At 43.4% G+C, this 11,764-nt stretch carries 10 protein-coding genes; 8 read left to right on the forward strand and 2 right to left on the reverse strand.

Features of this window, described 5'->3' with window-relative positions; translation table 11 throughout:
• On the reverse strand, positions 1 to 2,118 hold the full coding sequence (locus J4E06_RS10905; protein ID WP_349523940.1) for an alpha-glucuronidase family glycosyl hydrolase: 2,118 nt from the start codon (positions 2,116 to 2,118) through the stop codon (positions 1 to 3).
• A 239-nt stretch (positions 2,119 to 2,357) separates the two neighbouring features.
• Between J4E06_RS10905 and J4E06_RS10910 the strand changes: the two genes are divergently transcribed.
• From J4E06_RS10910 to J4E06_RS10935, 6 genes are read left to right on the forward strand one after another with little or no spacing between them, the layout of a single operon-like run.
• The gene (locus tag J4E06_RS10910; RefSeq protein WP_349523941.1) at positions 2,358 to 2,738 is read left to right on the forward strand and encodes a hypothetical protein; all 381 of its coding nucleotides are present in this window, start codon (positions 2,358 to 2,360) and stop codon (positions 2,736 to 2,738) included.
• Between the two features lie 21 nt (positions 2,739 to 2,759).
• The gene (gene uxaC, locus J4E06_RS10915) at positions 2,760 to 4,202 is read left to right on the forward strand and encodes a glucuronate isomerase (RefSeq protein ID WP_349523942.1); all 1,443 of its coding nucleotides are present in this window, start codon (positions 2,760 to 2,762) and stop codon (positions 4,200 to 4,202) included.
• Positions 4,203 to 4,221: 19 nt separating this feature from the next.
• Positions 4,222 to 4,893: a bifunctional 4-hydroxy-2-oxoglutarate aldolase/2-dehydro-3-deoxy-phosphogluconate aldolase gene (locus J4E06_RS10920; protein WP_349523943.1), complete on the forward strand. Its 672-nt coding sequence runs from the start codon at positions 4,222 to 4,224 to the stop codon at positions 4,891 to 4,893.
• Positions 4,890 to 5,864 carry a TRAP transporter substrate-binding protein gene (locus tag J4E06_RS10925; RefSeq protein ID WP_349523944.1) on the forward strand — a complete coding sequence of 325 codons (975 nt, stop codon included), beginning with the start codon at positions 4,890 to 4,892 and terminating at the stop codon, positions 5,862 to 5,864. The genes J4E06_RS10920 and J4E06_RS10925 overlap by 4 nt, the downstream gene beginning before the upstream one ends.
• Positions 5,864 to 6,340, forward strand: a complete 477-nt coding sequence (locus J4E06_RS10930) for a TRAP transporter small permease (protein WP_349523945.1) — start codon at positions 5,864 to 5,866, stop codon at positions 6,338 to 6,340. Before J4E06_RS10925 ends, J4E06_RS10930 begins: the two co-directional genes overlap by 1 nt.
• Positions 6,330 to 7,616: a TRAP transporter large permease gene (locus tag J4E06_RS10935; protein ID WP_349523946.1), complete on the forward strand. Its 1,287-nt coding sequence runs from the start codon at positions 6,330 to 6,332 to the stop codon at positions 7,614 to 7,616. Before J4E06_RS10930 ends, J4E06_RS10935 begins: the two co-directional genes overlap by 11 nt.
• On the opposite strand, the gene J4E06_RS10940 is transcribed toward J4E06_RS10935, so the two are convergent.
• Positions 7,602 to 8,651, reverse strand: a complete 1,050-nt coding sequence (locus tag J4E06_RS10940) for a LacI family DNA-binding transcriptional regulator (protein ID WP_349523947.1) — start codon at positions 8,649 to 8,651, stop codon at positions 7,602 to 7,604. The two genes, J4E06_RS10935 and J4E06_RS10940, sit on opposite strands and share 15 nt — an antisense overlap.
• A gap of 277 nt (positions 8,652 to 8,928) precedes the next feature.
• Between J4E06_RS10940 and J4E06_RS10945 the strand changes: the two genes are divergently transcribed.
• Together J4E06_RS10945 and xylA are read left to right on the forward strand one after the other, a co-directional pair.
• Complete coding sequence (locus J4E06_RS10945; protein ID WP_349523948.1) at positions 8,929 to 10,413, forward strand: xylulokinase; 1,485 nt, start codon at positions 8,929 to 8,931, stop codon at positions 10,411 to 10,413.
• 10 nt (positions 10,414 to 10,423) lie between these two features.
• Entirely contained in the window at positions 10,424 to 11,749 is a 1,326-nt protein-coding gene (gene xylA / locus J4E06_RS10950) for a xylose isomerase (protein WP_349523949.1), read from the forward strand.
• Positions 11,750 to 11,764: the final 15 nt, after the last annotated feature.

Here is an 11,764-nt window from a genome sequence, read left to right on the forward strand (position 1 = left end):
TTAATCCCATCGTGGCCGTATTCCTGGCGCATAAGGAAATTTCAGTGATTTATAATATTCCAACGTATGCTCTGGAGATTCCATTTCCTCTGGGAAATCCATCTTTGAAAATGTTTGAAAATAAAGCATACAGGCATCTCGCCACCATTTGGCCTCCTTGAGCTGTATGCCCAACAACATACTTACTTGATTGTGCCTATATTCATCCACATAGGGTTTCATATCTTCCCAAATGGTTATCATTTCACGAACTTGATCTACACCCTGCTGATATTTAATCCCCAGGCCGTCCCACAAAGTTCTTCCGCTCTTGAGCTTGTAATCCCAAGGTAAATGATGGAACCACAATAGGTATTCTTCTGGACAGGTTTCCAAGTTGCCGAACTTTTCTTTAAACTCCGGGGCGTATTGGGACAAGGCATCACTCCCTGTTTCGGTCCTGTCAAAACCAACTCCCGCTTCATCCGCCTTGTGATAATACACAGGGTTCCATTCTGGACGTGATAGATTTCCGACCCAAGGCCCCGGACCGTAATGATGGCCGGTATCAAAAATATGATGCAGCCCCAAGGGGTTCATATAGTTGACCACGGCTTCCCTGGACTCCAGCATCAGCTTTTTTACAGGTTCCAAAAAGTTATTGTTATTGTTGAAGGTACAACGCAGCCATTCATCCGCAATTTGTTCGGAATCCATGTAGGGATTCCACGCCAATCTTCCAAATCCATACCAATCCGCTTGAGCAAAGGGGTGACCTGTCCAATTAGCATCATTTCCAATGTTGGAAACGCCCGCCATCGCGGTCAATTTTTTATTGTAGAGGGAACCATCGACCACTTTGGCCACGGTAGACCCCTCTCCCTTTTGATAGGTATCGCTCTGCAGAACCTCTTCAAAAAGTTTGGGCAAATACACAAGATGGGTAGCAAAGCCCAAGTACTCCTTGGTAATTTGAAATTCCATCACCAAAGGGGTATTGGGCATTGCTCCAAACATAGGATGAAAGGGTTCCCTAGGCTGAAAATCTATCGGACCGTTTTTTACCTGGATCAATACATTGTCATGGTATTTGCCATCATCGGGCACAAATTCACTGTAGGCTTGTTTGGCCCTATCCTCGGCGTCGTGTTCGGAGTATACAAAGGCGCGCCAGATGACCTTTCCCTTAAAAGGGGCCACGGCATCCGCCAGTAAATTGGCGCCATCCAAATGGGTACGTCCATAATTTTGGGGACCGGGTTGTCCTTCGGAATTTGCTTTTACCAAAAATCCGCCAAAATCGGGTATGCTTTTATAAATTTCTGCTGCCTTGTCCTTCCACCATTGAATCACCTGCGAGTCCAAGGGGTCCGCCGTCTGCAGCCCACCAATTTCCATAGGGGCCGAAAAACGAGCAGTGAGGTATACTTTTATGCCATAGGGACGGAACACATCTGCCAGGGCTTTGACTTTCTCCAAGTATTGAGGCGTTAAAATAAGGGCGTTGGCATTAACGTTGGTCAGTGCCGTGCCATTTATTCCTATGGATGCATTTGCTCTGGCATAGTCAATATATCGTTGATCGATATAATCGGGCAGTGTCTGCCAGTTCCAAATCGAAAAACCGGCATATCCTCGCTCAATGGTCCTGTCCAGATTGTCCCAATGGTTCAACATTCGAAGATCCACCTTTGGTGATTCCTCAATATGCAATCCATCCAACGATTGGTGCATTTTCAGTGTGCGGAGCACATGAAAAGTACCGTAAAGTAGCCCAATGTCTTCCGTTGCAGTTACTACGGTATAGGATTGTTTTCCTTTTTTAATGGTTTTTATGATGTAACCTTCACCTGTAATTCCACTTACATCGACTGAATTTTTAAAACTATCTGGCAGGTTGCCGTAGTTCGAAACTATCAATTGATTCTCTGAAACATCATAGGGTTTAAATTGTACTTCCATATCCAACAATCCCCCGAGCCCCATTTTCAGTTCTTTCTTTATCACCTCGATGGTTTCTCCCCCATCGTTCAAATAAATACTTTGGAAATGGTTTTGATATGTTTTCAACAGCGCTTCGTCGGAGATTATGGTGTAATTCAGCCAAAGGTCATATCCATTGTTCATGGAGAACGACATACTGCCAATTAGTATAAAAAAGACGAAAAAAAATGTTGTTTTTAATTTGAAAAGGTGCTTCATCATTTGGAAATTCACAAAAAAAAATCGATTAATCGGTTAATCAATCAATTGCGTCGAGTAAAATAAGTAAAAAATTCATAGATTCACAAAATGTTTAACGCAATCGATTGCAAAAATGGAAATTTTTACGAAATTTGAACTCTATTTAAGAAAAAAATGATCAAAACCGCCAAACTATGAAGTCATCTTCGGTTCGTATTTTCGGTTCCAAAGGCTTCGCTGTTCTTTCGATGTGCGAAGAAAATATGGACAGATTCAGCACCTTCGATGCATTATCATATACCAAGGTTCATCATAATATTTCTGGATACAAAGCACATGTAAAGTTCCTGAATTACCGATACTGCTGGATACAAGGGTCGCCACGGTACACCAAAAGCACCAAAAATAGTACCTTCACACAGGAATTCAAGGGGTCCCACATGGTGAACGATAATAAGGAAAAAGATCTTGAAGCCGCAAAATTCAAGGGGTATGCAGATAGGGGCGCTATGTGTCCGACTAATAGTCCAAGACTACAAAAAAAAGTGTTGAAACCATCGATTGGCTTGAATTAAATCTCACTTACAGATTACACTATGAAAAAATTTATACATGATGATTTTTTGCTGGAAACCGATTATGCCAAAGAGCTGTATCACAACTACGCGAAAGATCAACCCATCATAGATTACCATTGCCATCTTCCGGTAGATGAAATTGCAGCAAACAATAATTTTGCAAACCTGACCCAGATTTGGATCGAGGGAGATCATTACAAATGGAGGGCCATGCGAGCTTTGGGTATTGAGGAAAAATATATTACCGGCAACGCAACGGATGAGGAAAAGTTTCATAAGTGGGCGGAGACGGTACCGTATTCCCTTAGAAATCCCCTTTATCATTGGACCCATCTGGAGCTGAGCAGGTATTTTGGCATTGATCAGCTGTTGGACCCCACTAGTGCTGCTACCATTTATAAAGCGTGTAACGAGAAGTTAAGCTGTCCTGAGTTTTCACCTCAAAACCTGATTCAGCGAATGCATACGGAAGTTGTCTGCACAACGGACGACCCTTTGGATGATCTATCGCATCATTCCCGATTGGCTGCATCGGAATACCCTGTTAAAGTTCTTCCAACATTTAGGCCGGACGGATTGATCGAAATTGAGAAAATTGATTTTATAGATTATCTATCCGCTTTGTCCAAGATAACGGACATTAAAATCACGGATTTTGAATCCTTGAAGGAAGCGATTCGTTCAAGAGTACATCATTTCCATAACAATGGATGTAGGCTCTCCGACCACGGTCTGCCCCATGCTTATAGTGCTCAATATACTGAAGCTGAAGTTAACCGTATCCTAAAGCTCCGTTTAGCAGAAAAATCCATCACACAGAAAGAAGCTGCGCAATATAAATCCGCCATCTTGGTTGCCCTTGGCGAATTATATGCAGAAAAAAATTGGGTAATGCAGTTGCACTTGGGACCTATTCGAGACACCAACAAGGCGGTTCTGGGAAAAGTTGGGATAAATGCCGGAGTGGACAGCATTGGTGACTATCAACAGGCTGAACATTTGGCAAGTTTTCTGAATCGACTGAACAATAACGATAATCTGCCCAAAACCATTCTTTACAATTCCAACCCTTCGGACAATGAGGTTTTTGCAACGATGGCAGGAAATTTTACTGGCGAGGGCATCAAAAGCAAGGTCCAATTTGGGGCCGCTTGGTGGTTTTTAGATCAGAAAGATGGAATCGAGGACCAATTGAATGTACTTTCAAATATGGGATTGCTCAGTTGCTCCGTGGGCATGCTTACGGACAGTAGGAGCTTCCTGTCATTTCCAAGGCACGAATATTATAGACGAGTATTATGCAACATGCTGGGCAACGACCTTAAAGCGGGACTGCTCCCAAATGATATGGAATGGATCGGAAAAATAGTACGGGACGTAACTTACAATAACGCGAAATCATTTTTTGAATTCCCGAGCACCATAAAAAAGCTTGGTACAAAAACATATAAAAGCCTTTAACTCAACAAAAACATTTCACATGAAAACATATACCCGCATCGATGTTTTTAAGACAATGGAGAACACAGGGTTTGTTCCATTGTTCTACAATTCCGACCCCGAAATGGTACAAAAGGTTGTAAAAGCTTGTTATGATGGAGGCGCACGATTATTCGAGTTTACCCACAGGGGAGAAAATGCCGAACAAGTGTTTGCCGAACTGGTTGCTTTTTGCAACAAAGAGTGCCCCGATATGATCTTGGGGATAGGCTCCGTTACGGATGCTGCGACCGCCTCTAACTTCATCAATATGGGTGCCTCATTTGTGGTAACCCCGGTATTGCGTGAAGATATTGCCCATATCTGCAACCGAAAGAAAGTCTTTTGGTCACCGGGCTGTGGTTCTCTAACCGAAATCGCTAGAGCGGAAGAACTGGGCTGCGAACTGGTGAAGCTGTTCCCTGCCGAGGTTTATGGTCCCGAATTCATAAAGGCTGTTCGAGGTCCCCAACCCTGGACCAATATAATGCCCACAGGCGGAGTGGACACTACTAAGGAGAATCTGATCGGCTGGTTCGAAGCAGGCGCTACATGTGTGGGAATGGGATCCAAATTGATTGACAAGCAGGCTGTGGTACAAGGCAATTATGACCTAATCACTAATCAGGTGAGAGAGGTGCTGAAAATTATCCAAGAGATAAAATCGGCATGAGAACCTGGTTCTTTCTTCTTTTCGCCGTTTTGTTCATTGGCTGTCAACCCGATGAGGAAAATGTAAATTCCATCAAGTTGGCGCATAGTCTAGGAGTAAACCATCCCGTTCACGAGGCTATGGTGCACATGGCCGATCTGGTGGCCGAAAAATCGAAGGGCAAGCTCAAAATCGAAATTTACCCCAGCAGCCAATTGGGTTCCGAAAAGCAATCTTTGGAACTGCTTCAAATAGGAAGTCTGGGTATGACGAAGGTATCCGCAGCGGTAATGGAAAACTTTTCACCCGACCTAAAGGTCTTAGGGTATCCTTACCTATTTCAGGACGATGAACATCGATTTAAAGTGTATGATGGCGACATTGGAAAAAAGCTTCTTTCGGGGTCGGAACAATTTTGGCTAAAGGGATTGACCTACTTTGATGCAGGAAATAGGTCTTTCTACACCAAGGATACGTCAATTGATAGACCACAAGACCTTGAAGGGCTCAAAATACGGGTAATGCAAAGTCCCACCGCCATAGAAATGGTAAAGAGCTTTGGGGGATCTCCTACTCCCATATCCTGGGGGGAACTCTATACTTCCCTTCAACAGGGCGTGGTAGACGGTGCAGAGAACAACCTCCCCAGTTTTTACACTTCCAAACATTATGAGGTCTGTAAGTACTTTTCTAAAAACGAACATAGCTCCATCCCCGATATTTTGGTCATCGGTACATTGACTTGGAACCGTTTGAGCTCCCAGGAAAAATATTGGTTGATGGAGGCGGTTGAAGAAGCTACGGTTTTACAGCGAAAACTATGGGAAAGCGCAGAAGAAGAAGCCTTGACCGAAATTGAAAAAGCTGGTGTACAGGTTTCCTATCCGGACAAAGAGCTATTTGAAAATAAGGCAAAAACTATGCTACGTTCCTTAAAAGAAGAGAACAGGCATCTATACGAACTCGTACAAGAAATTAAAAACATACAGTGATGAAAGATAGGGTCGATAACTTTCTGGAATGGGCCATGGCGTTCTTGTTGGGCATTATGGTGCTGGATGTCTTTTGGGGAGTCATCACAAGGTACCTCTTGGAAAGCCAAAGTTCTTGGACCGATGAACTTGCCCGTTTTTTGTTGGTTTGGCTCAGTATTATGGGAGCTGCCTATGCCTCGGGAAAAAAACTGCATATTGCCATTGATTTTCTCCCGAAAAGCCTTAACCAAAAACAGCAAAACTACTTGGACCTGCTTATACACCTGATAGTCCTGCTCTTTACGGTCGCGGTTTTTTTGGTCGGCGGCATCAGGTACGTTTATATTTCATTTGCATTGGGACAAACCTCCCCTGCCCTACAACTGCCCATTGGATTTGTGTATATGGTATTGCCAATATCAGGTGCGTTTATCCTTTACTACAAGCTATCCGAGCTTTATATCCTCCTAAAAAAAATCAAGCATGGAAATTAGCATCCTCATCCTTAGTTTTCTCCTTTTGATTTCAATCCGTGTGCCTGTAGCTTGGAGCCTTGGAATATCGTCGCTATTGACCTTGTTGGTCAGTGTGGATACGTTTCCTGCCGTTACCACCATTGCTCAAAGACTGGTCACCGGTCTAGACAGTTTTTCAATCTTGGCCATTCCGTTTTTTATCTTGGCAGGCCATATTATGAACAAGGGGGGTATTGCCGAACGTTTGATCGCCTTTGCAAAAAGCTTGGTAGGCGCGCTTCCTGGAGGACTGGCCCATGTGAACATTGTTGCAGCCATGTTGTTCGGGGCCATTGCGGGATCCGCCGGGGCAGCTGCGGCGGCCATAGGCGGTTTTATGTCCGATAAAATGGAAGAATCTGGTTACGACAAAGGATTCGGCGTAGCGGTTAACGTAACATCGGCAACCACGGGCCTTGTAATTCCGCCCAGCAACATTTTTATTATCTACTCCGTAGCAAGCGGTGGTGTAAGTATAGGTGCCTTGTTTTTAGCAGGATACCTTCCAGGGATAATCACAGGTCTACTCTTAATGGTCGTTGCCTATGTTTGGGCCAAGAGAAAAGGATATCCCACAGCGGACAGAAGCTCCTTTAAAATGATTTTGACCACCTTTTTGAATGCATTGCCCAGTCTATTCCTTTTAATCGTGGTGATCGGTGGAATCGTGGCGGGAATATTCACGGCGACAGAAGCATCGTCCGTAGCGGTCATTTATTGTTTGGTACTGGCCATGATTTACAAAGAAATATCCATAAAGGACATTCGCCCCATTTTGGTGGAATCATCATCGACCATTGCCATAGTAATGTTGTTGATTGCTGTTTCCATTTCCATGTCCTGGGTGCTTTCCTACGAAAACATTCCACAAGCAGTGACACAGGCTCTCTTGGGTCTGAGCAACAATAAAATTATGGTGATTATTTTGATTAATATCATTCTGCTGATCGTTGGAATTTTTATGGATATGACCCCGGCGGTATTGATATTTACCCCAATATTTTTGCCCGTGGTGATAGCTCTTGGTATAGACCCGGTACATTTTGGAATCATTATGGTACTCAACCTTTGTATCGGATTGTGCACACCACCGGTGGGGGCCGTTTTGTTCATAGGTGTCGGAGTGGCCAAAACGACCATTCAAAAAGTAATTAGGCCACTTATTCCTTTGTTTTTGGCGATGATATTGGCCTTGATCCTGGTGAGCGTTTTTCCAGAGCTAAGCCTTTGGCTTCCTCGATTATTCGGTTTCTAGGACTTCGGCCTTTTTTAACGAAGATTCCCTTGCCACTATTTCCGTACCCAGTACCGTAATTTCCGAAAGGCCCGCATCGTAAGTATTTATGGAATGATCTAGGATTCTTTTTGCCGATATGGCCCCCATTTTACTGGCGGGATGCGATACGGTTGAAAGTGACGGTTGCACAATGGACGCAATGGGATCATCGTTAAAACCAATTACCGCCAGTTGGTGTGGGACACTTACTCCCAGTTTTTTGGCGCACATAATCGCACTTACCGCAGCCGTATCGTTAGCAGAAAATATACCATCGGGCGGATTGCTCATCTTCAAAAGTTTTTTGGTGGCTTTGTTTCCCTCCTCAAAACTCAAGGTCTTAAAATTAACGATCAGATTGTCCTCTATGGGCAATCCATGCTCACGAAGTGCATCCATATAGCCCTTTTTACGTTCGCGGTATACATTTCGGTGCTGTGCCCCAGCAAAATGGGCTATTCTTTCACAGCCCTGTTCAATCAAGTGTTTTGTAGCAGAATATCCAGCAGTATAATTGTCGATGACCACTTTGTACGAATTAAAGTTATCGGGGACCCTATCCACAAATACAATGGGTATTCCCTTGTCCACAAACTTTTGAAAATGTCCCATATCCACGGTTTCCATCGACAGGGAAACGATCAATCCTGTAATTCTGCTATCGTAGAGTGCGTTGCAATTGCTTATTTCGTTCTTGTACTTGTCGTTGGACTGACTGATGAGCACATTATAGCCGGCCTTTCGAGCGGTTTCTTCGATTCCGCTAATCAGTGACGCCATAAAAGGTCGGTTGATTCGGGAAATCAACACGCCAATGGTATTACTTTTGTTGTTTCTAAGACCCGCCGCCAAATTATTGGGGCGATAGCCCATCTCCTCTGCTGCCTCCTTGATCAGCTTGATGGTCTTCTTACTGATACTTTTGTGGTTGTTCAAGGCTCTCGAAATCGTGGAGGGAGAATAATTCAATTCTTTGGCAAGATCGTAGATGGTAACCTCCTTTTTAATCTTCATTGTTCAGATTGCGCTTAGGTTATTCAAGTCGAGGATTACTAACGGACTTGAATTTCAAGTTACTAAATTAACTTTTACTTTTCGTTTAGAATAATTATTTGAAATCGATTTTCGAAATCTGTCTAATTCAAGAATATTTTAAAAAAGTGTAATAAAAACACTAATCTTCCTTTAAAACGCAGGTTTCACAAAAAGAAATTTAAAAATTAATTTACGCAATCGATTCCGTTAACTATATTTGAAAAAAGATATGAAAAAAATATGTAATTTTTGATCTATGTATTGGATAGGTTTCGATATTGGTAGTTCCTCAATCAAAGTGGCGTTGATAAAAGCTAGCAATGGTGCTGTAAAAGACATCATTCAAGAACCAAAAAAAGAAATGCCAATTGACTCTGCCCATATAGGTTGGGGAGAACAAAACCCAGAACTTTGGTGGAAATATGCCTGCTTGGCGACTCAACAGCTCATTTCAAAAAATTCAATTGATAAAAACAGCATCAAGGGTATTGGAATTTCCTACCAAATGCATGGTTTGGTAGTGGTCGATGAATCTTTAGAGGTGCTCAGGCCTTCCATTATTTGGTGCGATAGTCGTGCTGTGGACATTGGAGAACAATTGTTTCAAAGCTCAGGAGAACAAAAGTGTGTGAGTCACTTATTGAACTCTCCAGGAAATTTTACACTTTCCAAGCTAAAATGGGTAAAGGACAACGAACCTGAGCTTTATAACAAGATATACAAGTTTATGTTGCCCGGTGATTTTCTCGCCATGAAACTCACAGGTTCTTGTGTAACCACGCCGTCCGGTCTTTCCGAAGGAATTATGTGGGACTTTAAAGAAAACAAAGTAGCCAACTGGTTGTTGGAAGATGCGGGAATCGACCCATCGTTGGTTCCAGAAATCCGTCCTTCATTTTCCGAACAAGGTCGCGTTAGCAAAAAGGGGGGCGAAGAATCTGGTCTGCCCGAGGGAATTCCCGTGATGTATCGGGCCGGGGACCAGCCCAACAATGCTCTGGCCCTGAATGTTATGGAACCTGGTCAAATTGCTGCAACAGGCGGTACTTCTGGGGTAGTTTATGCTATCTCAGGACAAAAAAAGACACAGGAGCATACGCGCATCAACAGTTTTGCACACGTGAATCACACCAATGACAAAATTAGAATCGGGAAACTGTTGTGCATCAATGGAACCGGAATACAATACAATTGGGTGCGCTCCGAAATAAGCAGTGGACTAAGCTACGATACTATGAACCAACAGGCGGATTCCGTCCCGATTGGTTCCGATGGGCTCCATATTTTGCCCTTTGGCAATGGTGCCGAACGTATGCTGAACAATATTAACAAGGGCTCGCGCATCTTGAACGTGAATTTTAACGTACACAAGGCCCCACATATATACAGGGCTGCCTTGGAGGGAATTGCCTTCTCATTTGTATATGGTATGGAAATCCTAAAAAATGACGGGGTTGATATTTCATCCATAAAAGCCGGAAACGACAATCTCTTTAGAGCAGGCATTTTCTCCAAGACCATTGCCACCTTATCAAATAGTAAAATTGATATTGTTGAAACCACGGGTGCCGTAGGTGCAGCCAGAGCAGCGGCGTGCGCTTTTGGCGATTTTGCCAGTATAGGAGAGGCGACTGCCTCGGATAAAATTGAGCAGACCTACACCCCTAATGCTTCTACGGAAGCATACCAAGAAGCTTACCAAGCATGGAAAAATAATCTAAACGAATATATAGAAAACTGAATTTAATATTATGATTACAACAGGAGACAAGGAATATTTCAAGGGCATAGGCAAAATTTCCTTCGAAGGAAAGGAATCGGACAATCCGTTTGCCTTTAAATATTATGATGAAAATAAGGTAGTGGCCGGAAAAACGATGAAAGAACATTTCAAATTTGCCATTGCCTATTGGCATACTTTCAATGACGCGGGCAGCGATCCCTTTGGGGCCCCTACCAAAAACTTTCCGTGGTTCGTCAGCACAGACCCTGTTCAACAAGCGAAGGACAAAATGGACGCCGCTTTCGAATTCATCACAAAAATCGGAGCACCTTACTTCTGCTTTCATGACGTTGACCTCATTGATGAAGCAGCCACGCTGGCCGAAACGGAAAAAAGATTGGACATCATTACGGATTATGCCAAGGAAAAAATGGATGCCTCTGGGGTGAAACTCTTGTGGGGAACGGCAAATTGCTTTAGCAACCCCAAATATATGAACGGAGCTGCCACAAATCCAGATTTTGATGTATTGGCAGCCGCAGGAGCGCAGGTGAAAAATGCCCTTGACGCCACTATGAAACTGAATGGTGAAAACTATGTTTTCTGGGGAGGGCGTGAAGGATACATGTCCCTGCTCAATACCGATATGGGACGTGAACTTGACCATATGGCAAGGTTCCTTCATATGGCAAAAGATTATGCAAGAGCACAAGGTTTTAAGGGAACGTTCTTTATAGAGCCAAAGCCTATGGAGCCGACCAAGCATCAATACGATTTTGATTCTGCCACAGTACTAGGCTTTTTGAACAAATATGGTCTTCAGGATGACTTTAAACTGAATATCGAGGTAAACCATGCCACTTTGGCACAGCATACTTTTGAGCACGAACTGCAGGTTGCAGCGGATAACAATTTACTGGGCAGTATAGATGCCAACCGAGGGGACTACCAAAATGGATGGGATACCGATCAGTTCCCGGTGGATGTTTATGAACTAACCCAGTCCATGCTGATCGTTCTTGAAGCCGGTGGGTTTCAAGGCGGTGGAGTAAATTTTGACGCCAAGGTCCGTAGAAATTCAACCGATTTAGAGGATATTTTTCATGCCCATATCGGAGGTATGGATGCCTTTGCACGTGCGTTGCTTGCTGCGGACGAAATCCTTACCAAATCCAAATACAGAGAAATGCGCAAACAACGATATGCTTCATTCGATAAAGGAACTGGAAAAGCTTTTGAGGATGGCCAACTTGGTTTGGAAGACCTTTACAAGCATGCATCTGCCAACCAAGACATTAAACAACGTAGTGGCAAGCAAGAATTGTTTGAGAATATCATCAACCAATATATTTAAGCGCTTCGTTAACTA

The sequence above is a fragment of the Allomuricauda sp. NFXS6 genome (genome assembly GCF_040148835.1).
Taxonomy (GTDB): Bacteria; Bacteroidota; Bacteroidia; order Flavobacteriales; family Flavobacteriaceae; genus Flagellimonas.

What these genes read in the sequence shown, in the direction of transcription:
- J4E06_RS10905 (WP_349523940.1), bottom strand. Translation starts at nt 2,118, where the DNA reads ATGTCGTTCTCCATGAACAATGGATATGACCTTTGGCTGAATTACACC.
- J4E06_RS10910 (WP_349523941.1), top strand. Translation starts at nt 2,358, where the DNA reads ATGAAGTCATCTTCGGTTCGTATTTTCGGTTCCAAAGGCTTCGCTGTT.
- uxaC (WP_349523942.1), top strand. Translation starts at nt 2,760, where the DNA reads ATGAAAAAATTTATACATGATGATTTTTTGCTGGAAACCGATTATGCC.
- J4E06_RS10920 (WP_349523943.1), top strand. Translation starts at nt 4,222, where the DNA reads ATGAAAACATATACCCGCATCGATGTTTTTAAGACAATGGAGAACACA.
- J4E06_RS10925 (WP_349523944.1), top strand. Translation starts at nt 4,890, where the DNA reads ATGAGAACCTGGTTCTTTCTTCTTTTCGCCGTTTTGTTCATTGGCTGT.
- J4E06_RS10930 (WP_349523945.1), top strand. Translation starts at nt 5,864, where the DNA reads ATGAAAGATAGGGTCGATAACTTTCTGGAATGGGCCATGGCGTTCTTG.
- J4E06_RS10935 (WP_349523946.1), top strand. Translation starts at nt 6,330, where the DNA reads ATGGAAATTAGCATCCTCATCCTTAGTTTTCTCCTTTTGATTTCAATC.
- J4E06_RS10940 (WP_349523947.1), bottom strand. Translation starts at nt 8,651, where the DNA reads ATGAAGATTAAAAAGGAGGTTACCATCTACGATCTTGCCAAAGAATTG.
- J4E06_RS10945 (WP_349523948.1), top strand. Translation starts at nt 8,929, where the DNA reads ATGTATTGGATAGGTTTCGATATTGGTAGTTCCTCAATCAAAGTGGCG.
- xylA (WP_349523949.1), top strand. Translation starts at nt 10,424, where the DNA reads ATGATTACAACAGGAGACAAGGAATATTTCAAGGGCATAGGCAAAATT.